We start from the raw sequence: 20,306 nt of genomic DNA on the forward strand, positions 1-20,306 counted from the left end.
CAATGTCGAACGAGGCGACCCTTCTATTCGGTGTCGGGGCCACCAAGGCGGGCACCACCTGGCTGCACCGGTACCTGGCCGGTCACCCCGACTGCCATCTGCGCTCGATCAAGGAGCTGCACTATTTCGATGCCCTGGAGGAGGGTCGGGTGACGCGCGTGCGGGAGGAGCTCGACGAAGAGCGGGCCCGCCTCGCCGCGCGTCCCGTTCCAGCCAACCGCGCCCGGGCCGAGGCGCGGGCGAACCGGATCGGCGATCTGGCCGACTGGTCGGCGGCGCTGGCCGATGGCAGCGAGGCCGCCTATCTCGACTACCTGTCGAACGGGCGCGGCACACGCCGCCTGGTCGCCGATATCACGCCCGCCTATGCCCTGCTGCCGGTGGCGCGGCTGAAACGGATGGCCGCCATGGCGTCCGATGTGCGCTTTATCTATCTGTTGCGCGATCCGGTCGACCGGCTGTGGAGCCATGTGCGGATGATCGCGCGCACCCGCGCGAATCCGGGCGAGGCGATCGGCCCGCGGGCCGGCCGCATCCTTGCGCGCGTGCTGGCGGGCGAAGAGACCCATATCGCCAAACGCGGCGACTACTGCGCGGTGCTGACCCGGCTCTGGGCGGCGGTCGACCCGACGCGGCTGTGCCTGTCGTTCTACGAGGAACTGTTCTCGCAGGCGTCCGTCGACCGGCTGTGTGCGTTTCTCGGGATCGCGGCGGTGCCGGCCGAGTTCAGCGTGCGCGTCCATGCCGGGGTTCCCGTGCCGATGAGCCGCGACCAGCGCCGGGCGGCGGCCGAATGGCTGGCGCCGCAATACGATTTCGTGGCCGAACGGCTGGGGCGCGTGCCCGCCGTCTGGCAATCGCATCGCGTGGGGGTGTGAGATGAAGGACAACGCCTTCAACGACGCGCGGACGGGCGAACAGCGGATCCGCAACTTCAACATCAACTTCGGACCGCAACATCCTGCTGCGCATGGTGTTCTTCGGCTGGTTCTGGAACTGGACGGCGAGATCGTGGAACGCGCCGATCCGCATATCGGGCTGCTGCACCGCGGCACCGAAAAGCTGATGGAAAGCCGCACCTACCTGCAGAACCTGCCCTATTTCGACCGGCTGGATTACGTCGCGCCGATGAACCAGGAACATGCCTGGTGCCTGGCCATCGAGAAGCTGACGGGCACGCCGGTGCCGCGCCGGGCACAGTTGATCCGGGTGCTCTATTCGGAAATCGGGCGGGTGCTGAACCACCTGCTGAACGTCACCACGCAGGCGATGGACGTGGGCGCGCTGACGCCGCCGCTCTGGGGCTTCGAGGAACGCGAAAAGCTGATGGTGTTCTACGAGCGCGCCTGCGGGGCCCGGCTGCATGCGGCCTATTTCCGGCCCGGCGGCGTGCATGTGGACCTGCCGCCCGACCTGGTCGAGGATATCGACGCCTGGGCCGAGGCCTTTCCGCAGGTGATCGACGACATCGACGGGCTCTTGACCGAGAACCGCATCTTCAAGCAGCGCAACGTCGATATCGGCGTCGTCAGCCCGCAAGAGGTGCTGGACTGGGGCTTTTCGGGGGTGATGGTACGCGGCTCGGGCATGGCCTGGGACCTGCGCCGGTCGCAGCCCTATGAATGTTACGACGAGTTCGAGTTCCAGGTGCCCATCGGCAGGAACGGCGACTGCTACGACCGCTACCTGGTGCGGATGGAAGAGATGCGCCAGTCGACCCACATCATCCGCCAGTGCTGCGAGAAGCTGCGCCATGAAAAGGGCGAAGTGCTGAATCGCGGCAAGATCGCGCCGCCGAAACGGGCCGACATGAAGACCTCGATGGAGGCGCTGATCCATCACTTCAAGCTGTATACCGAGGGCTTCCACGTCCCCGCGGGCGAGGTCTATGCCGCGGTCGAGGCGCCGAAGGGCGAGTTCGGCGTCTACCTGGTGGCCGATGGCACCAACAAGCCCTACCGCGCCAAGCTGCGCGCACCCGGCTTTCTGCACCTGCAGGCGATGGACCACATCACCCGCGGCCACCAACTGGCCGACGTGGCGGCGATCATCGGCACGATGGACGTGGTGTTCGGGGAGATCGACCGGTGAGTTTCCTCGGCGCCATGCCAGATTTCCGTGGGTCGCACCGCTGTGAGGCCAGCGAAATGTTTCCTGTTTCCGGAGGTATCGCAAGTCGATGCTGAGACGACTTCACCCCGACCAACCCGACAGCTTCGCCTTTACACCGGCCAACCGGGCCTGGGCCGAGGCGCAGATGACCAAGTATCCGCCGGGCCGGCAGGCCAGCGCGATCATCCCGCTGCTGTGGCGCGCGCAGGAGCAGGAGGGCTGGCTGAGCCGGCCCGCCATCGAACATGTGGCCGACATGCTGGGCATGGCGCATATCCGCGCGCTCGAGGTGGCGACGTTCTACTTCATGTTCCAGCTTGCCCCGGTGGGGTCGGTGGCCCATGTGCAGATCTGCGGCACGACGTCCTGCCTGATCTGCGGCGCCGAGGATCTGATCGGGGTCTGCAAGGACAGGATCGCCGCGGCGCCCTTTACCCTGTCGACCGATGGCAGGTTCAGCTGGGAAGAGGTCGAGTGCCTGGGCGCCTGTTCGAACGCGCCGATGGCGCAGATCGGCAAGGATTACTACGAGGATCTGACGGCCGACCGGCTGGCGTGGATTCTCGACGAACTGGCGGCGGGCCGGGTGCCCGCGCCGGGGCCGCAGAACGGCCGCTTCGCGTCTGAACCCAAGGGCGGGCCGACCAGCCTGACCGGGCAGGGCGGACGCAAGATGGCGCACAATGCCTCGGTCGCCCTGGCCACCACGATCGGCGACACGGTCAAGCGGATCGACGGCACCGAGGTGCCGCTGCTGACCCCCTGGCGGCGCGCGGGGGCTGCGGCGGAAGAGGTCAAGACAGAGGGCGGCTGACGCGTTACAAAGGGCGTCGGATGAATAACCGTCGAAGCGGAGACAAGAGATGAACATTTCTCGCAGTGAAGCAAAGTTCAAATGCGCCATCTTCTGGTGGCTCGTGGCGGCCGTGATCGGTGTCACGGCGATGGCCTTCCTCGTCTGGCTTGGCCTGTGGTCGCTGGTGGCCTTCGCCGCCGGCGCGGGAACTGGTATCGTGGCCGGGTTCTTCCTGATCGCGAATTTCTGCCAGACCAGCGCCGAGATGGGCGCCAAGGCCAAGGTGCGGAACGCAGCCGAGGCGGCGCGCAAGCCCTATCTCGAGGCGAATGCCGCCAAGGTGATCACGACCGCCACGAAACCCGGCGCGGGCGTCGTCAAGGCCGCCCCGACCGTGGCCAGATCGGCGCCCAAGCCCGCCGCTGCCGCGAAACCGGCGCCCGCACCTGTGCCCAAGCCCGCGCCTGCGCCCGCTCCGGCACCGGCCGCAGCGCCCGCCGCGACCGCCGAGGTGGGCAAGCGCCCTGCGGCGCTGAAGGCCGCGCGCAAGGGCGGCGCGGACGACCTCAAGAAGATCAAGGGCGTCGGGCCCAAGCTCGAAAAGATGCTGAACGACATGGGCTTCTACCACTACGACCAGATCGCCAACTGGACGGCGGCCGAGGTCGCGTGGGTGGACGAGAACCTGGAAGGGTTCAAGGGCCGCGTCAGCCGTGACGAGTGGGTTGCCCAGGCCGGGATCCTGGCCACGGGCGGCGAGACAGAGTTCTCGAAGAAGGTCGACGAGGGCGACGTCTACTGATGAGGTGACCGCGACGGGCGGGGGCGACAACAGACGGCGCGCGGCGCGCGCGGCGAACGGGTCCACGACAGTGACCCGGACAGCCACCAGCCGCACGCCGCCCGCCTCTTCCCCGGCGGCATATGGCCGCGGGCGGGTTTCCCCGCCCCCTGGCCACCACATTCCGGCACGGCGCGCCGGGCAGGCGTTCTGCGCGTGGTGCCGCGGGAACGCGACGGACGAGAGCCGGCCCGGGGGCCGGAACCAATGGGGACGAACCATGCTGACCGATCAGGACCGCATCTTCACCAATCTCTACGGGATGGATGACCGCACCCTCTCCGGCGCGCGCGCCCGTGGACATTGGGACGGCACGGCGGCAATCATCGCCAAGGGGCGCGACTGGATCATCGACGAGATGAAGAAATCCGGTCTTCGCGGCCGTGGCGGCGCTGGGTTCCCCACCGGTCTTAAATGGTCCTTCATGCCGAAGGAAAGCGACGGGAGGCCGCACTACCTCGTCATCAACGCGGATGAATCCGAGCCGGGCACCTGCAAGGACCGCGAGATCATGCGCCACGACCCCCATACGCTGATCGAGGGGGCGCTGATCGCGTCCTTCGCGATGGGGGCACATGTCAGCTATATCTACATCCGCGGCGAATACATCCGCGAGCGCGAGGCGCTGCAGGCGGCCATCGACGAGGCCTATGACGCGGGTCTCCTGGGGCGCAACGCCGCCGGGTCGGGCTGGGCGTTCGACCTTTACCTGCATCACGGCGCGGGAGCCTATATCTGCGGCGAGGAAACCGCGCTGCTGGAAAGCCTGGAAGGCAAGAAGGGCATGCCGCGAATGAAGCCGCCGTTCCCGGCGGGGTCCGGCCTTTACGGCTGTCCGACCACGGTGAACAACGTCGAATCCATCGCCGTGGTGCCCACCATCCTGCGCCGCGGCGGCGACTGGTTCGCCAGCTTCGGACGGCCGAACAATGCGGGCACCAAGATTTTCGCAATCTCGGGCCATGTGAACACCCCCTGCGTGGTCGAGGAAAGCATGTCGATCGGCCTGCGCGAGTTGCTCGACCGCCATTGCGGCGGGGTGCGCGGCGGCTGGGACAACCTCAAGGCGGTGATCCCCGGCGGCTCGTCGGTGCCACTGCTGCCCGCGGCCGTCTGCGACGAGGCGATCATGGATTTCGACTGGCTGCGCGACCAGAAATCCGGGCTCGGCACCGCGGCGGTCATCGTGATGGACCAGTCCACCGATGTCATCAAGGCGATCTGGCGGCTGGCCAAGTTCTACAAGCACGAAAGCTGCGGCCAGTGCACCCCCTGCCGCGAGGGCACCGGCTGGATGATGCGGGTGATGGAACGGCTGGTGAAGGGCGAGGCCGAGATCGAGGAGATCGACATGCTGTTCGACGTCTCCAAACAGGTCGAGGGCCACACGATCTGCGCGCTCGGCGATGCGGCGGCCTGGCCGATCCAGGGCCTGATCCGGCATTTCCGCGACGAGATCGAGGACCGGATCAAGGCGAAGAAGACCGGCCGGCCCAGCGCGGTGGCGGCGGAGTGAGTGGGCAGCGGTGCATAACCGCGACCGGGCGGGGCTGTTATTGCATGACAGCGCCCCGGCGCCCCATCTCTGGCAGCAAGGGGGCGTGTCGCCCCCCCGCTGTCACGAGAGGAGTGCGTGGAATGCGCCTGATCCCGTCCGCAATCCTTGCCACCGGCCTTGCGGCCACGGCGATCCATGCCGCCGAGGCGAAACCGCACCTGCGCGAGCATGCGGAGATCAACCGGGGGCTGACGATCATCGCCATCTCCGACATGATCCGCAAGAAATGTGATGGCATCGAGCCACGCCTGTTCCGGGCCTATGGCTTCATGCGCGAGCTCAAGCAGATCGCCAACGACGCGGGCTATTCCGATGACGAGATCGAGGCCTATGTCACCGACAAGGCCGAGAAGACGCGCGTCGAGGATGCCGCCCGGGCGTGGCTGTCGGGGCAGGGCGTCGCGCTGGACGAAGAACAAGGTTACTGCCGCGTTGGGCGCGCCGAGATCGAGCGGAAAAGCCAGGTCGGCGTCCTGCTCAGGGCACGGTAGCGATGCGGCCGGGGGGCGACAGCGACAGGCGATGCGACGACGGGCCGGGCCGGACGAGCCACGCCCGCGGCATATGGAACAGGCCGCTCCGCTGAGGTGGAGCGCGCACGAGACGACAAGGCGAGATCATGGCAGAGCTACGAAAGATCATCATCGACGACACCGAGATCGAGGTCGACCCCGCGATGACGGTGTTGCAGGCCTGCGAGGTGGCGGGGATCGAGATCCCGCGCTTCTGCTACCACGAACGGCTGTCGATCGCGGGCAACTGCCGGATGTGCCTCGTCGAGATCGTTGGCGGCCCGCCCAAGCCGGCCGCGTCCTGCGCGATGCAGGTCAAGGATTTGCGCCCCGGCCCCGAGGGCCAGCCCCCCGTGGTCAAGACCAACTCGCCCATGGTCAAGAAGGCGCGCGAAGGGGTGATGGAGTTCCTGCTGATCAACCATCCCCTCGACTGCCCGATCTGCGATCAGGGCGGTGAATGTGATCTGCAAGACCAGGCAATGGCTTACGGCGTGGACTTCAGCCGCTATCGCGAGCCGAAGCGCGCCAACGAGGATCTGGATCTTGGGCCGCTGGTGGGCACCTGCATGACCCGCTGCATCTCGTGCACCCGCTGCGTGCGCTTCACCACCGAGGTCGCGGGGATCACCCAGATGGGCCAGACCGGCCGCGGCGAGGATGCCGAGATCACCTCGTACCTGGGCCAGACGCTGGACAGCGAGTTGCAGGGCAACATCATCGACCTGTGCCCGGTGGGCGCGCTGACCTCGAAACCCTACGCCTTCACCGCCCGGCCGTGGGAGTTGACCAAGACCGAGACCATCGACGTGATGGACGCGCTGGGGTCGAACATCCGGATCGACACCAAGGGGCGCGAGGTGATGCGCATCCTGCCGCGCAACCATGACGGCGTGAACGAGGAGTGGATTTCCGACAAGACCCGTTTCGTCTGGGATGGGCTGCGGCGCCAGCGGCTGGACAAGCCCTATATCCGCGAGAACGGCAAGCTGCGCCCCGCAAGCTGGCCCGAGGCGCTGGCCGCCGCCGCGGCCGCCATCAAGGGCGCCAAGAGGCTGGCGGGGCTGGTGGGCGATCTGGTTCCGGTGGAACCCGCCTTCGCGCTGAAGCATCTGGTCGAGGGGCTGGGCGGGCATGTGGAATGTCGCGTGGACGGGGCGAAACTGCCCGCGGGCAACCGCTCGGCCTATGTCGGCAATGCCGCGATCGAGGATATCGACCACGCGCGGACGATCTACCTGGTCGGCAGCAACCCGCGCGCCGAGGCCCCCGTCCTGAACGCGCGGATCCGCAAGGCCTGGCTGCATGGCGCCACGGTGCACAGGGTCGGCCTGCCCGTGGACCTGACCTATGACGTCACCGAGCACGGCCCCGACCGGGCCGCGCTGATGCGGCTGACCGAGGGCGCCGGGCCGCAGGAGAACGCGCTGGTCATCATCGGGCAGGGTGCGCTGACGGGCGAGGATGGAACGGCTGTTCTGGCCGCGGCGATGCTGCTGGCCGAACGGACCGGCGGCGGCCTGCTGGTGCTGCATACCGCGGCGGCGCGTGTCGGCGCGATGGATGTGGACTGCACCAGCCCGGGCGGCATCGCGGACCTGCTGTCGGGCGCCGACGTGGTGTTCAACCTCGGCGCAGACGAGATCGACATCGCGCCCGGTCCCTTCGTGATCTACCAGGGCAGCCATGGCGACCGTGGCGCGCACCGGGCCGACGTGATCCTGCCCGGCGCCGCCTATGCCGAAGAGCCGGGGCTGTTCGTCAACACCGAGGGCCGGCCGCAACTGGCCCTGCGGGCCGGGTTCCCGCCGGGCGAGGCGCGCGAGAACTGGGCGATCCTGCGCGCGCTGTCGGGCGAGCTGGGCAGCCCGCTGCCCTGGGACACGCTGGCCCAGCTGCGCCAGCGCCTGGTCAAGGCGGTGCCGCATCTCGGCGCGATCGACGACCTGGCCGAGACCCCCTGGGATCCGCTTCGCGCGGGCCCGCTGGGCACGGGCGCCTTCGCCTATGCGATCCGCGACTTCTATCTGACGAACCCGATCGCGCGGGCCTCGCGCCTGATGGCCGAACTGTCCGCCAACGCCAAGGCGCGCCGCGCGGCGCCGCTGGCGGCGGAGTAGGCCGATGGGGCGCAGCCGCCATCCTGTCGCGCCGGTCGTGGCGCTGGCCCTGATGGCCGGGGCGGGAGGCTGTGCGCCTGCCGCGCCCGAGGCCGCGGGCCAGCCGGACGCCCGCGCCCCGGCCTATCTGGGGGTCGAGACGGCGGTGCTCAGCGCCGATCTGGTGAACATGGTGGTGCGCATGCGCGACCCCGAGGATGCCGCCGCGGTCGAGGCCTACGCCCGCTGCGCGGCGGCGGGGTTCGCGCTGGGACAGGGGATGAGCTTTCTGCGCCATGTGCGCACGAAAACCGGCACCGAGCCGGGCGGCGTGGTCACGGCCGACGCCGTCTTTACGATGTCTGCGGCCCTGCCCGAGGGGGTGCGGCCGCTTGACGCCGAGGTGGTCGCGGCCGATTGCGCCGGGCTGGGCATACCGACGGTCTGAGGAACGATAGGGACGAGATGGCGGATTTTCTGGATACCGGGTTCGGGGTGGCGCTGACCATCATGGCGCAGGGGCTGATGGTGATCGCCTTCGTGATGATCTCGCTGCTGTTTCTCGTCTATGGCGACCGCAAGATCTGGGCGGCGGTGCAGATGCGCCGCGGGCCCAACGTGGTGGGCGCCTTCGGGCTGTTGCAGACGGTGGCGGACGCGCTGAAATACGTGGTCAAGGAGGTCGTGATCCCCGCGGGCGTCGACCGGCCGGTCTTCCTGCTGGCGCCGATGATCTCGTTCGTGATGGCTATGATCGCCTGGGCAGTTATTCCCTTTTCGGACAGGCTTGTCCTGGCCGATCTTAACGTGGCGATTCTGTATGTGTTCGCGATTTCCTCGCTCGAGGTCTACGGCGTCATCATGGGCGGCTGGGCGTCGAACTCGAAATACGCCTTCCTCGGCTCGCTGCGCTCGGCGGCGCAGATGGTGTCCTACGAGGTGTCGATCGGGCTGATCATCGTGGGCGTGATCCTGTCCACCGGATCCCTGAATTTCGGCGACATCGTCGCCGCACAGGACGGCAGTTTCGGGCTGTTCAACTGGTACTGGCTGCCGCACCTGCCGATGGTGTTCCTGTTCTTCATCTCGGCGCTGGCCGAAACCAACCGCCCGCCCTTCGACCTGCCGGAGGCGGAGTCCGAACTGGTGGCGGGCTATCAGGTGGAATACTCCTCGACGCCGTTCCTGCTGTTCATGGCGGGCGAATACATCGCCATCTTCCTGATGTGCGCGCTGATGACGCTGTTGTTCTTCGGCGGCTGGCTGTCGCCCATTCCGGGCCTGCCCGACGGGGCGCTCTGGATGGTGGCCAAGATGGGGGTGTTCTTCTTCCTCTTCGCCATGGTCAAGGCCATCGTGCCGCGCTACCGCTATGACCAGCTGATGCGGCTGGGCTGGAAGGTGTTCCTGCCGATGTCGCTGATCTGGGTGGTGATCGTGGCGTTCTTCGCGAAATTCGAATTGTTCGGCGGCGCCTATGCCCGCTGGGCGGTGGGAGGCTGAGACATGGTGCGTATCCTTCTGATGACGGTTGCCCTGGCGGTCGGCGGTCTTGCCGGACCGGCGGCAGCACAGCCCGACGCGGTTGCCATGGCATGCTTTGAAAAGGGCGATTTCGTCTGCGCCTATCGTGAGTTCACCGATTTAATGACGTCGGAGAGCCGCGCGCCGCTCGAGGGACCCGAGGGCGATCTGAGCATCGCCGGCGCGCGCTGGGAGGTGTTGTTCCGCATGGCTGTACCGCAGTTGGGCAACCGGGCCGCGCGAACCGAAGCCGAGCGCCTGCTTGAAATCGTCCGGTCGGACCATGGCGACACGCGCTTCATGTATGCGACGCTGCATCTGGTGCGGGCCGAGACCTGTGCGGCACTGGGCGACGACGCCTGCGCCGCCGAGAGCCGTGACGCACTTTGTGCCAACCAGGAGATCTGGGCCGCCCCCTTCGCGATGCCCGCCCAGGGGGCCGAGATGACCGCGCGGGTTCAGGCCCTTATGTCCCAGTGCGAGGAGTGACATGAGACCGAGCGAACACAGGCGCACCTGCTGGCCCGTCGCGGCCCCGGGCCTCCTCTGCCGCGCGGCCCTGCGCTGCGCACATTCCCGCGAACAGGAGACCGTCCAATGACTACAATGGACTGGAAACGCGCCGGGAAATACTTCCTGCTGCTGGATTTCCTCGAAGGCTTCCGGCTGGGGATGAAATACTTTCTCGCGCCCAAGGCCACGCTGAACTATCCGCATGAAAAGGGGCCTCTAAGCCCCCGTTTTCGCGGCGAACATGCGCTGCGCCGTTATCCCAACGGCGAGGAACGCTGCATCGCCTGCAAGCTGTGCGAGGCGATCTGCCCGGCGCAGGCGATCACCATCGACGCGGAACCGCGTGCCGACGGGTCGCGCCGGACCACGCGCTATGACATCGACATGACGAAATGCATCTATTGCGGCTTCTGCCAGGAGGCCTGTCCGGTGGATGCCATTGTCGAGGGTCCGAATTTCGAATTCGCCACCGAAACGCGCGAGGAGCTGTTCTACGACAAGGCCAAGCTCCTGGAAAACGGTGACCGCTGGGAAGCCGAGATCGCCCGCAACCTCGAACTGGATGCACCCTACCGATGAGCGGATATTCCAAACTCTTCGAGCAGATGCTTGAACAAAGCCACAAGATGGCCCGCGCCTTCAACCCGGCGCTGGAAAGCTTTCAGGTGCACGGCTTCGACAAGCTGATCCCCACCATGCCCAAGGACTTCATCGAGATGATGTGGGGCAACACCTTCAACCGCGAGGGGCTGGATGCCAAGACGCGGCTGCTGGTGGTGCTGGCGGGGCTGACGGTGCTGGGCGCGCAGGCCGACACCCAGTTCAAGCTGACCGTGCGCCACGCGCTTGAGGCCGGCGCGACCGAGCGCGAGATCGCCGAGGTGATCTACCAGATGGCGATGCTGGGCGGCATCCCGGCGATGACGCGGGCGCTGGAACTGGCGCAGGCGGTGTTCGACGAGCGGCACAGGAACGAGGAGGACGGCGGATGAGCGTCGCGGATTTCGCATTCTACTGCTTCGCCTCTGTGACGGTGGCCTCGGGCCTGTTCGTCGTGCTGGCGCGCAACCCGGTCCATTCGGTGCTGTGGCTGATCCTCGCCTTCCTGTCGTCCGCGGGCCTGTTCGTGCTGCTGGGGGCCGAGTTCGTCGCGATGCTGCTGGTCATCGTCTATGTCGGCGCGGTGGCGGTGCTGTTCCTGTTCGTCGTGATGATGCTGGATGTCGATTTCACCGAGTTCAAGGCGAAGATGGCCGCCTATTTCCCCATCGCGGGGCTGATCGGGGCGGTGTTCCTGGCGCAACTCGTGATGGTCTTCGGGGTCTGGCAATCGGCCGATGGGGCGGCCCAGATGCGCGGCGCGCCCACCCCCGACCCGGCCGCGCGGCACAATACCGCCGCGCTGGGGGATCTGATCTATGACGACTACATCCACCTGTTCCAGGCGGCGGGTCTGATCCTGCTGGTTGCGATGATCGGGGCGATCGTGCTGACGCTGCGCCACCGGCCCAACGTCAAGCGGCAGGACGTGCTGGCGCAGATGTATCGCGACCCGGCCAGGGCGATGGAACTGAAGGACGTGAAACCGGGGCAGGGCCTCTGACCGCGGAACGCAACGACAGGCGGGCGGGTGCGCCCGGAGGGACGGAATGATCGGACTTGAACATTACCTGACGGTGGCCGCGGCGCTTTTCGTCATTGCCATCTTCGGGATCTTCGTGAACCGCAAGAACGTGATCGTCATCCTGATGTCGATCGAACTGATGCTCTTGTCGGTCAACATCAACCTTGTCGCCTTCTCGGCCCATCTGGGCGACCTGGTCGGGCAGGTCTTCACCATGTTCGTCCTCACCGTCGCCGCCGCCGAGGCCGCCATCGGCCTTGCGATCCTCGTCTGTTTCTTCCGCAACCGCGGGTCCATCGCGGTGGACGACATCAACGTGATGAAGGGCTAGGCGCACATGGAAAAGATCATCCTCTTCGCCCCCCTGATCGGTGCCATCCTGTGCGGCTTCGGCTGGCGGGTCCTCGGTGAAAAGGCCGCGATGTGGACCACCACGGCGCTGGTCTTCCTGTCCTGCCTGTTCTCCTGGGTGGTGTTCCTGGGCTTTGACGGCGAGATGCGCCAGGTCGATATCTTCCGCTGGATCGAAAGCGGGTCGATGGTGGCCGACTGGGCCATTCGCGTCGACCGGCTGACCGCGATCATGCTGATCGTGGTCACCACCGTCTCGGCCTTCGTCCATCTCTACAGCTTCGGCTACATGGACCATGACGAGAACTGGCGCGAGGGCGAAAGCTATAAACCCCGCTTCTTCGCCTATCTCTCGTTCTTCACCTTCACCATGCTGGCGCTGGTGACCGCCGACAACATCGTTCAGCTGTTCTTCGGCTGGGAAGGCGTGGGCGTCGCGTCCTACCTGCTGATCGGGTTCTATTACCGCAAACCGTCCGCGAACGCCGCCGCGATCAAGGCGTTCATCGTGAACCGGGTGGGCGATTTCGGCTTCCTCCTGGGCATCTTCGCGCTGTTCTTCCTGGTCGATTCCGTGCGCTTCGACGACATCTTCGCGGCCGCCCCCGTGATCGGCGAAACCGACCTGACCTTCCTCAACGGCACCTGGAACGCGGCGAACGTGGTCGGCGTGCTGTTGTTCATCGGCGCGATGGGCAAGTCGGCGCAGCTTTTCCTGCACACCTGGCTGCCCGACGCGATGGAGGGGCCGACGCCCGTCTCGGCGCTGATCCATGCCGCGACCATGGTGACGGCGGGGGTGTTCCTGATCTGCCGGATGTCGCCGGTGATGGAATTCGCCCCCGACGCCAAGACCATGATCGTCGTCGTCGGCACGGCGACCGCGGTCTTTGCCGCGACCGTGGGGCTGGTGCAGAACGACATCAAGCGGGTGATCGCCTATTCGACCTGTTCGCAACTGGGCTACATGTTCGTGGCCGCGGGCGTCGGCGTCTATTCCGCGGCGATGTTCCACCTGCTGACGCATGCCTTCTTCAAGGCGCTGCTGTTCCTCGGTGCGGGCAGCGTGATCCACGCCATGCACCACGAACAGGACATGCGGAACTATGGCGGGCTGAAGGACAGGATCCCCTATACCTTCTACGCCATGCTGATCGGCACGCTGGCGATCACCGGGGTGGGGATTCCGCTGACCCATATCGGCTTTGCCGGGTTCCTGTCGAAGGACGCGATCATCGAAAGCGCCTGGGGCAGCGGTGCGACATGGTCGTTCTGGGCGCTGGTGGGGGCGGCCGCGATGACCAGCTTCTATTCCTGGCGGCTGATGTTCCTGACCTTCTGGGGCAAGCCGCGCGGGGACAAGCACGCGCACGAGCATGCCCATGAGAGCCCGAAGACCATGCTGATCCCGCTGGGGGTTCTCAGTGTGGGCGCGGTGCTGGCGGGCATGGTCTGGTTCGGCAACTTCTTCGGCGACCACGACCAGGTGAACCGGTTCTACGGCATCCCCGTCCACGCAGCGGCGGAAGCCGGGCATGGCGCAGCCGAGGGGCATGGCGCGGAGGCCGGGGCGGGCTATCCCCTGCCCGGCGAAGGCGCGATCTACATGGCGCCCGACAACCACGTGATGGATGACGCGCACCATGCGCCGGTCTGGGTCAAGGTCGCGCCCTTCATGGCGATGCTGATCGGTCTGGGCACGGCCTACCTGTTCTACATCACCACGCCCGACCTGCCCGGCCGCACGGCCAGGGCGTTCCGGCCGGTCTACCTGTTCCTGCTGAACAAGTGGTATTTCGACGAGCTGTTCGATGCGATCTTCGTCAACCCGGCCAAGAACATCGGCCGGGCGCTGTGGAAGGGGGGCGACGGCGGCGTGATCGACGGGGCGGTGAACGGGGTGTCGATGGGGATCGTGCCGTTCTTCACCCGGGTCGCCGGGCGGCTGCAATCGGGCTATCTCTATCACTACGCCTTCGTCATGGTGATCGGCATCGCTCTTCTCATCACGTGGATGATGCTGACCGGGGGGGCGGAATAATGGACAACCTGCTTTCCATCATCACCTTCACCCCGCTTGTCGCCGCACTGATCCTGGGCGTCTTCCTGCGCGGCGAGGATCCCGCGGCGCAGAAGAACGCCAAGTGGCTGGCGCTGATCGCCACGACCGCGACCTTCCTGATTTCGCTGTTCGTGCTGTTCGGCTTCGACCCCTCGAACCCCGGTTTCCAGTTCGTCGAGGATCGCGAGTGGCTGCTGGGGCTGCGCTACAAGATGGGGGTGGACGGCATCTCGATCCTGTTCGTGATGCTGACCACGTTCCTGATGCCGCTGACCATCGCGGCCTGCTGGAACGTCACGACCCGCGTCAAGGAATACATGATCGCGTTTCTCGTGCTGGAGACGCTGATGATCGGCGTGTTCACGGCGCTGGATCTGGTGCTGTTCTACCTGTTCTTCGAGGGCGGCCTGATCCCGATGTTCCTGATTATCGGCATCTGGGGCGGCAAGGACCGGATCTACGCCACCTTCAAGTTCTTCCTCTACACCTTCCTCGGCTCGGTGCTGATGCTGGTCGCCATGGTGGCGATGTTCGTCGATGCAGGCACCACCGACATCCCGACGCTGCTGGCGCACCAGTTCAGCGCGGGCGACATCGTGATCGGCGGCAAGACCATCGTCGGCGGCATGCAGACGCTGCTGTGGCTGGCGTTCTTCGCCAGTTTCGCGGTCAAGATGCCGATGTGGCCGGTCCATACCTGGCTGCCCGACGCGCACGTCCAGGCGCCGACTGCCGGGTCTGTCGTGCTGGCCGCGATCCTGCTGAAGATGGGCGGCTACGGCTTCCTGCGGTTCAGCCTGCCGATGTTCCCGGTGGCGTCCGACATCTGGGCGCCGCTGGTGTTCTGGCTGTCGGCCATCGCGGTGGTCTACACCTCTCTGGTGGCGCTGGCGCAGTCCGACATGAAGAAACTGATCGCCTATTCCTCGGTCGCGCATATGGGCTTTGTCACGATGGGCATCTTTGCCGCGAACCAGCAGGGGCTGGACGGGGCGATCTTCCAGATGATCTCGCACGGCTTCATCTCGGGCGCGCTGTTCCTGTGCGTCGGCGTGATCTACGACCGGATGCACACCCGCGAGATCGACGCCTATGGCGGGCTCGTGAACCGGATGCCGGCCTATGCCTTCGTGTTCATGCTGTTCACGCTGGCCAATGTGGGCCTGCCCGGCACCTCCGGCTTTGTCGGCGAGTTCCTGACGCTGGCCGCGGTCTTCCAGGTCAACACCTGGGTCGCCGCGGTGGCCTGCACGGGCGTCATCCTGTCGGCAGGCTACGCGCTCTGGCTCTACCGCCGCGTGGTGTTCGGCGACCTGATCAAGGAATCGCTCCGCGCCATCAAGGACATGACCACGCGGGAACGCGCGATCTTTGTGCCGCTGGTGGCGATGACCTTGCTGCTGGGCGTCTACCCGGCGCTTGTCACCGACATCACCGGGCCCTCGGTCGAGGCGCTCCTGTCGAACTATCAGACCGCGCTGGTCGAAGCCGAGGCCGCGATGCGGCTGGCCCGGAACTGAGGGGAACGCGATGATCTCTGCCGATCTTTCCGTCGTGCTGCCGGAAATCGCCCTTGCGGTCTATGCGATGGTGGCGATGCTGGCGGCCGTCTACACCAGCAAGGACAAGGCCGCGCCCATCCTGGTCTGGATCACCTCGGCGCTGTTCTTTGCGCTGGCGGTCTGGCTGGGCGTGACCGCGGGCGAGACCCGCACGGCCTTCGGCGGCGCCATCGTCGACGACGGCTTTGCCCGCTTTGCCAAGGTGGTGATCCTGCTGTCGGCCGGTGCCGTCCTGCTGATGAGCATCGAGCACATGCGCCGGTCGCGGTCCTTGCTGTTCGAGTTCCCGATCCTCATCACGCTGGCGGTGGTCGGCATGATGCTGATGGTCTCGGCGCATGATCTGATGACGCTGTATGTCGCGCTGGAACTGCAATCGCTCGCGCTTTATGTCGTCGCGGCGCTGCGGCGGGACAGTCTGAAATCGACCGAGGCGGGGCTGAAATACTTCGTCCTCGGCGCGCTGTCCTCGGGCCTGCTGCTTTATGGCGCCTCGCTGGTCTATGGCTATGCGGGCACGACGCTGTTCTCGGGCATCCTCGCGACGATCGAGGGCGGCGAGATGCCCATCGGGCTGCTGTTCGGGCTGGTCTTCCTGATCACCGGGCTGGGCTTCAAGGTCTCGGCGGTGCCGTTCCACATGTGGACGCCCGATGTCTACGAAGGCGCGCCGACCCCGGTCACCGCCTTCTTCGCCACGGCGCCCAAGATGGCGGCCATGGCGCTGTTCGCCCGCGTGATGCACGATGCCTTTGGCGCGGTGCCGGGTGACTGGGGCCAGGTGGTCGCGGTGCTGTCGCTGTTGTCGATGGCGCTGGGGGCGGTGGCCGCGATCGGCCAGCGCAACATCAAGCGGCTGATGGCCTATTCGTCCATCGCGCATATGGGCTATGCGCTGATGGGGCTGGCGGCGGGCACGCAACTGGGCGTGCAGGCGATGCTGATCTACATGGCGATCTACGTCACGATGAGCGTGGGCACCTTCGCCTTCATCCTGTCGATGCAGAAGGACGGCCAGCCGGTCACCGACATCCGCAGCCTGAACATGCTGTCGGCCAGCGAACCGCTCAAGGCGCTGGCGATGCTGGTCCTGCTGTTCAGCCTTGCGGGCGTGCCGCCGCTGGTCGGCTTTTTCGGCAAGTTCTACGTGGTCCGCGCGGCGGTCGATGCGGGGCTTGTCTGGCTGGCCGTGGCGGGGGTGGTGGCGTCGGTGGTGGGTGCGTTCTACTACCTGCGCATCGTCTTCTACATGTATTTCGGCGAGGAGGGTGACGCGCAGTTGGACGGGTCGATGCCTGCCGTTCTCTGGGGTTTCCTGATGGTGTCGGCCTTCGCGATGGTGGCGGGTGTCGTCAACCTCTTCGGGGTCGAGGGGCTGGCGCTGATGGCGGCACAAACCCTTGTCAACTGAGGGGGCGGGGCAGGGCGGCTGGCATTGGCCAGCCGGGCATGACCTGATCCTGCTCGACGAGGTCGACAGCACCATGGCCGAGGCGCGCCGCCGCCCGGCCCTGGCCCGCCCCACCTGGATCGCCGCGCGCCGCCAGACGGCCGCCGTGGGTCGCCGCGGCCGGGCCTGGGCCGCGCCCGAGGGGAACCTGTCGGTGACGCTGGCCTTCGATCCCGGCTGCGGGCCGGCGCAGGCCGCGCTTTACTCCTTCGTCGCCTCCTATGCGCTGTACGCGACCTGTCTCGCCTATGTCGAGGATCGCGGCGCGGTCTCGCTGAAATGGCCCAATGACGTGCTGCTGTCGGGCGGCAAGCTGGCGGGGATCCTGCTGGAATCGGACGGCACCGGCGGGCGCGTCCAGCGCCTGTCCATCGGGATCGGCGTGAACCTCAACACCGCGCCCGCCGCCGTCGCGCTGGAGCCCCGCGGCCTGGCCCCGGTGACGCTGGCCCAAAGCATCGGCGAACCCGTCGATCCGCTGGAATTCCTGTCTTTTCTGGCCGAGCATTTCGCCCACCAGGACGCGTTCTTCCGGTCGAACGGCTTCGGCCCCCTGCGCGCGGCCTGGCTGGAGCGCGCCGCCCGCCTGGGCCAGACGATCACCGCGCGCACCGGCACCGACGAGGTGACCGGGACCTTTGTCACGGTGGACGAGGACGGCCAGCTTGTCCTAGAGACGGCGGGCGGACGGCGCACCATCGCCGCGGCCGACGTTTTCTTCTGAGGGCTCTCCCATGCTCCTGTGCATCGATTGCGGCAACACCAACACCGTCTTCTCGATCTGGGACGGCGAGCGGTTCCTGTGCACGCTGCGCACCGCCACCGAACATACCCGCACCGCGGACCAGTATTTCGTCTGGTTCTCGACGCTGCTTGCACATCACCGGATCGAGACGCGGATCACCGATGTCATCATCTCGTCGACCGTGCCGCGCGTGGTGTTCAACCTGCGCGTCTTTGCCGACCGTTATTTCGGGGCGCGTCCGCTGGTGGTGGGCAAGCCCGACTGCCTGCTGCCGCACGCGCCGCGCGTCGATCAGGGCACCAATGTCGGCCCCGACCGGCTGGTGAACACCGCGGGCGCATACGACCGGCATGGCGGCGACCTGATCGTGGTCGATTTCGGCACCGCCACCACCTTCGACGTGGTCGCCCATGACGGCGCCTATGTCGGCGGCGTGATCGCGCCGGGGGTGAACCTGTCGCTGGAAGCGCTGCACATGGCCGCCGCCGCGCTGCCGCACGTGGACGTGACCAAGCCGCAGGCGGTGATCGGCACGAATACGGTTGCATGCATGCAGTCGGGTGTGTTCTGGGGCTATGTCGGCCTGGTGCGCGAGATCTGCGCGCGGATCAGGGGCGAATACGACCGGCCCATGCGCATCATCGGCACCGGCGGGCTCGCGTCGTTGTTCGCGCAGGCCGATGTGCTATTTGACACCATCGAGGATGACCTGACCATGCACGGCCTGACCGTCATCCACGCCTATAACAAGGAAAACGGGGCAGCATGAGCAGCGACCGACTGATCTACCTTCCCCTCGGCGGTGCCGGGGAAATCGGGATGAACGCCTATGTCTATGGCTACGGCGCGCCGGGCAAGGAGCGTCTGATCCTCGTCGACATCGGCGTGACCTTTCCGAACATGGACACGTCGCCCGGGGTGGATCTGATCTATGCCGACGTCGCCTGGCTCGAGGAACGCCGCGACCGGCTGGAGGCGATCTTCATCACCCACGCGCACGAGGATCACGTGGGCGCGGTCGGCCTTGCCTGGCCGCGGCTGCGCGTGCCGGTCTATGCCCGTCCCTTCACCGCGAACCATGCCGCCCGCAAGATGGAAGAGCGGGGGCAGGACCCGGCCAAGATCAATGTGGTCGGCGCCTGGCCCGAGCGGATCAAGGCCGGCCCCTTCGAGGTGGCCTATCTGCCGGTCTCGCACTCGATCCCCGAAAGCTCGGCGCTGGTGATCGACACGCCCGCCGGGCGGGTCGTGCACACCGGCGATTTCAAGCTCGACCCCACGCCGCTGGTGGGCGAGCCGTTCGACCGCGGGCTCTGGGCCGAGGTGGCCAAGCCCGGCGTCAAGGTGCTGACATGCGATTCCACCAACGTCTTCTCGCCCAACCCGGGCCGGTCCGAGGCAACGCTGGGTCCGGCGATCCGGCAGCTTGTCGAACGCGCGCCCAACATGGTGGTGGCCACCACCTTCGCCTCGAACATCGCCCGCGTGCGGACGCTGGCCGAGGCCGGGCGCGATGCGGGCCGGTCGGTCTGCCTGCTGGGCCGGGCGATGCGGCGGATGATCGAGGCCGGCGTCGAATCGGGCGTTCTGACCGATTTCCCCGCCACGATCAGCCCCGAACAGGCCGCCGGTATCCCGCGGTCGAACCTCATGCTGATCGTCACCGGCAGCCAGGGCGAACGCCGCGCGGCCTCGGGGCAGCTGTCCCGCGGGAAATACATGGGGCTGGAACTGAAGGAGGGCGACCTGTTCCTGTTCTCGTCCAAGACCATCCCCGGCAACGAGCGCGATGTCCTGCGCGTGGTCAACGCGCTGTCCGAGATGGGGGTGGACGTGGTCGACGATGCCAATGACCTTTACCATGTCTCGGGCCATGCGAACCGGCCGGACCTGTCGACGATCCACACGCTGATGCGCCCCGGTGCGGTGGTTCCGATGCATGGCGAGCACCGCCACCTGCGCGAGCATGTCAAGCTTGCCGCCGAGAACGGGCTGCATGCCGCGCTGGCACCGAACGGCACGATGCTGGATCTGACGGGCGACGTGCCCCGCGCGGTCGAGCATGTCGAGACCGGCCGCACCTACCTGGACGGCAAGGTGCAGATCGGCGCGCTGGACGGTGTGGTGCGCGACCGGATCCGGATGGCGATGAACGGCCATGTCACCGTCTCACTGATCCTCGACGAAGAGGACGAGCCGGTGGGCGAGGCCTGGGTCGAACTGATCGGCCTGCCCGAGACGCTTCCGGGCGGCGAGCCGCTGGCCGACGTGCTGGAAGAGGCGCTGGACAAGTTCCTGTCGCGCGCCGACGACCGGGTGATGACCGATGACGACCTGCTGGAAAAGGATCTGCGGATCATCGCCCGCCGCACCGCCGAGAACGAGATCGGCAAGCGGCCCGAGGTGACGGTGGTGATCAGCCGCCTGGCATAGCCGGGGCATGCAACGGTGGGGGCGGCGGCCCCCACCGGCGCCGCTCACCCGCTCCCTGCATCCGCCGGAATCCCGGTCGGCGCCCTCGCGCCTGCAAGGGGCAGCGAACTACGCAAATCCGGTA

At 66.8% G+C, this 20,306-nt stretch carries 19 protein-coding genes and 1 pseudogene; all 20 read left to right on the forward strand.

From position 1 onward, the window contains the following. Nucleotides 1–2 precede the first annotated feature (2 nt). The 20 genes and pseudogenes from EV655_RS06765 to EV655_RS06865 all read left to right on the forward strand — a co-directional run bounded on the left by EV655_RS06765 (nt 3) and on the right by EV655_RS06865 (nt 20,182). Complete coding sequence (locus tag EV655_RS06765) at nt 3–878, forward strand: sulfotransferase family protein (protein WP_132543138.1); 876 nt, start codon at nt 3–5, stop codon at nt 876–878. A gap of 1 nt (nt 879) precedes the next feature. After that, nucleotides 880–2,091: an NADH-quinone oxidoreductase subunit D gene (locus EV655_RS06770; RefSeq protein ID WP_132543140.1), complete on the forward strand. Its 1,212-nt coding sequence runs from the start codon at nt 880–882 to the stop codon at nt 2,089–2,091. A gap of 88 nt (nt 2,092–2,179) precedes the next feature. Next, nucleotides 2,180–2,896, forward strand: a pseudogene (gene nuoE / locus EV655_RS06775) (NADH-quinone oxidoreductase subunit NuoE); the annotation flags it as partial. A gap of 79 nt (nt 2,897–2,975) precedes the next feature. Then, entirely contained in the window at nt 2,976–3,710 is a 735-nt protein-coding gene (locus tag EV655_RS18845) for an NADH-quinone oxidoreductase subunit E (RefSeq protein WP_243645012.1), read from the forward strand. A gap of 259 nt (nt 3,711–3,969) precedes the next feature. Then, entirely contained in the window at nt 3,970–5,265 is a 1,296-nt protein-coding gene (gene nuoF / locus EV655_RS06790) for an NADH-quinone oxidoreductase subunit NuoF (protein ID WP_132543144.1), read from the forward strand. Between the two features lie 122 nt (nt 5,266–5,387). Then, a complete protein-coding gene (locus tag EV655_RS06795) occupies nt 5,388–5,798 on the forward strand; it encodes a DUF5333 domain-containing protein (RefSeq protein WP_132543146.1) in 411 nt (136 codons plus the stop codon). Between the two features lie 128 nt (nt 5,799–5,926). Next, nucleotides 5,927–7,939 (forward strand): NADH-quinone oxidoreductase subunit NuoG, encoded by a 2,013-nt coding sequence (gene nuoG, locus EV655_RS06800; RefSeq protein ID WP_132543148.1) that lies wholly within the window; start codon nt 5,927–5,929, stop codon nt 7,937–7,939. Between the two features lie 4 nt (nt 7,940–7,943). Further along, nucleotides 7,944–8,366 (forward strand): hypothetical protein, encoded by a 423-nt coding sequence (locus EV655_RS06805; RefSeq protein ID WP_132543150.1) that lies wholly within the window; start codon nt 7,944–7,946, stop codon nt 8,364–8,366. 17 nt (nt 8,367–8,383) lie between these two features. Beyond that, nucleotides 8,384–9,421 carry an NADH-quinone oxidoreductase subunit NuoH gene (nuoH, locus tag EV655_RS06810; RefSeq protein WP_132543152.1) on the forward strand — a complete coding sequence of 346 codons (1,038 nt, stop codon included), beginning with the start codon at nt 8,384–8,386 and terminating at the stop codon, nt 9,419–9,421. A gap of 3 nt (nt 9,422–9,424) precedes the next feature. Beyond that, nucleotides 9,425–9,931 carry a hypothetical protein gene (locus tag EV655_RS06815; RefSeq protein ID WP_132543154.1) on the forward strand — a complete coding sequence of 169 codons (507 nt, stop codon included), beginning with the start codon at nt 9,425–9,427 and terminating at the stop codon, nt 9,929–9,931. 108 nt (nt 9,932–10,039) lie between these two features. Further along, a complete protein-coding gene (gene nuoI / locus EV655_RS06820) occupies nt 10,040–10,534 on the forward strand; it encodes an NADH-quinone oxidoreductase subunit NuoI (protein ID WP_132543156.1) in 495 nt (164 codons plus the stop codon). After that, nucleotides 10,531–10,947: a carboxymuconolactone decarboxylase family protein gene (locus EV655_RS06825; protein WP_132543158.1), complete on the forward strand. Its 417-nt coding sequence runs from the start codon at nt 10,531–10,533 to the stop codon at nt 10,945–10,947. Before nuoI ends, EV655_RS06825 begins: the two co-directional genes overlap by 4 nt. Beyond that, nucleotides 10,944–11,558: an NADH-quinone oxidoreductase subunit J gene (locus EV655_RS06830; protein WP_132543160.1), complete on the forward strand. Its 615-nt coding sequence runs from the start codon at nt 10,944–10,946 to the stop codon at nt 11,556–11,558. The genes EV655_RS06825 and EV655_RS06830 overlap by 4 nt, the downstream gene beginning before the upstream one ends. A 46-nt stretch (nt 11,559–11,604) precedes the next feature. Further along, nucleotides 11,605–11,910: an NADH-quinone oxidoreductase subunit NuoK gene (gene nuoK, locus EV655_RS06835; RefSeq protein WP_132543162.1), complete on the forward strand. Its 306-nt coding sequence runs from the start codon at nt 11,605–11,607 to the stop codon at nt 11,908–11,910. Between the two features lie 6 nt (nt 11,911–11,916). Continuing rightward, a complete protein-coding gene (gene nuoL, locus EV655_RS06840; protein ID WP_132543164.1) occupies nt 11,917–13,971 on the forward strand; it encodes an NADH-quinone oxidoreductase subunit L in 2,055 nt (684 codons plus the stop codon). Beyond that, nucleotides 13,971–15,512, forward strand: a complete 1,542-nt coding sequence (locus EV655_RS06845) for an NADH-quinone oxidoreductase subunit M (protein ID WP_132543166.1) — start codon at nt 13,971–13,973, stop codon at nt 15,510–15,512. The genes nuoL and EV655_RS06845 overlap by 1 nt, the downstream gene beginning before the upstream one ends. A gap of 10 nt (nt 15,513–15,522) precedes the next feature. Next, nucleotides 15,523–16,965: an NADH-quinone oxidoreductase subunit NuoN gene (gene nuoN, locus EV655_RS06850; RefSeq protein WP_132543168.1), complete on the forward strand. Its 1,443-nt coding sequence runs from the start codon at nt 15,523–15,525 to the stop codon at nt 16,963–16,965. Then, nucleotides 16,955–17,728, forward strand: a complete 774-nt coding sequence (locus tag EV655_RS06855) for a biotin--[acetyl-CoA-carboxylase] ligase (protein WP_132543170.1) — start codon at nt 16,955–16,957, stop codon at nt 17,726–17,728. The genes nuoN and EV655_RS06855 overlap by 11 nt, the downstream gene beginning before the upstream one ends. A 10-nt stretch (nt 17,729–17,738) precedes the next feature. Further along, nucleotides 17,739–18,518, forward strand: coding sequence for a type III pantothenate kinase (locus tag EV655_RS06860; protein WP_132543172.1), 780 nt, complete (start codon nt 17,739–17,741; stop codon nt 18,516–18,518). Further along, on the forward strand, nt 18,515–20,182 hold the full coding sequence (locus tag EV655_RS06865) for a ribonuclease J (protein ID WP_132543174.1): 1,668 nt from the start codon (nt 18,515–18,517) through the stop codon (nt 20,180–20,182). The genes EV655_RS06860 and EV655_RS06865 overlap by 4 nt, the downstream gene beginning before the upstream one ends. Nucleotides 20,183–20,306 lie beyond the last annotated feature (124 nt).

The sequence above is a fragment of the Rhodovulum euryhalinum genome (assembly GCF_004342445.1).
GTDB lineage: Bacteria > Pseudomonadota > Alphaproteobacteria > Rhodobacterales > Rhodobacteraceae > Rhodovulum > Rhodovulum euryhalinum.

Bases quoted from the DNA above. Each gene is read 5' to 3' on its own strand.
- nuoL (WP_132543164.1), top strand. From the start codon at position 11,917: ATGGAAAAGATCATCCTCTTCGCCCCCCTGATCGGTGCCATCCTGTGC.
- nuoF (WP_132543144.1), top strand. From the start codon at position 3,970: ATGCTGACCGATCAGGACCGCATCTTCACCAATCTCTACGGGATGGAT.
- nuoI (WP_132543156.1), top strand. From the start codon at position 10,040: ATGACTACAATGGACTGGAAACGCGCCGGGAAATACTTCCTGCTGCTG.
- EV655_RS06795 (WP_132543146.1), top strand. From the start codon at position 5,388: ATGCGCCTGATCCCGTCCGCAATCCTTGCCACCGGCCTTGCGGCCACG.
- EV655_RS06805 (WP_132543150.1), top strand. From the start codon at position 7,944: ATGGGGCGCAGCCGCCATCCTGTCGCGCCGGTCGTGGCGCTGGCCCTG.
- EV655_RS06830 (WP_132543160.1), top strand. From the start codon at position 10,944: ATGAGCGTCGCGGATTTCGCATTCTACTGCTTCGCCTCTGTGACGGTG.
- nuoK (WP_132543162.1), top strand. From the start codon at position 11,605: ATGATCGGACTTGAACATTACCTGACGGTGGCCGCGGCGCTTTTCGTC.
- EV655_RS18845 (WP_243645012.1), top strand. From the start codon at position 2,976: ATGAACATTTCTCGCAGTGAAGCAAAGTTCAAATGCGCCATCTTCTGG.
- EV655_RS06765 (WP_132543138.1), top strand. From the start codon at position 3: ATGTCGAACGAGGCGACCCTTCTATTCGGTGTCGGGGCCACCAAGGCG.
- nuoG (WP_132543148.1), top strand. From the start codon at position 5,927: ATGGCAGAGCTACGAAAGATCATCATCGACGACACCGAGATCGAGGTC.
- EV655_RS06860 (WP_132543172.1), top strand. From the start codon at position 17,739: ATGCTCCTGTGCATCGATTGCGGCAACACCAACACCGTCTTCTCGATC.
- EV655_RS06825 (WP_132543158.1), top strand. From the start codon at position 10,531: ATGAGCGGATATTCCAAACTCTTCGAGCAGATGCTTGAACAAAGCCAC.
- nuoN (WP_132543168.1), top strand. From the start codon at position 15,523: ATGATCTCTGCCGATCTTTCCGTCGTGCTGCCGGAAATCGCCCTTGCG.
- EV655_RS06845 (WP_132543166.1), top strand. From the start codon at position 13,971: ATGGACAACCTGCTTTCCATCATCACCTTCACCCCGCTTGTCGCCGCA.
- EV655_RS06865 (WP_132543174.1), top strand. From the start codon at position 18,515: ATGAGCAGCGACCGACTGATCTACCTTCCCCTCGGCGGTGCCGGGGAA.
- EV655_RS06770 (WP_132543140.1), top strand. From the start codon at position 880: ATGAAGGACAACGCCTTCAACGACGCGCGGACGGGCGAACAGCGGATC.
- nuoH (WP_132543152.1), top strand. From the start codon at position 8,384: ATGGCGGATTTTCTGGATACCGGGTTCGGGGTGGCGCTGACCATCATG.
- EV655_RS06815 (WP_132543154.1), top strand. From the start codon at position 9,425: ATGGTGCGTATCCTTCTGATGACGGTTGCCCTGGCGGTCGGCGGTCTT.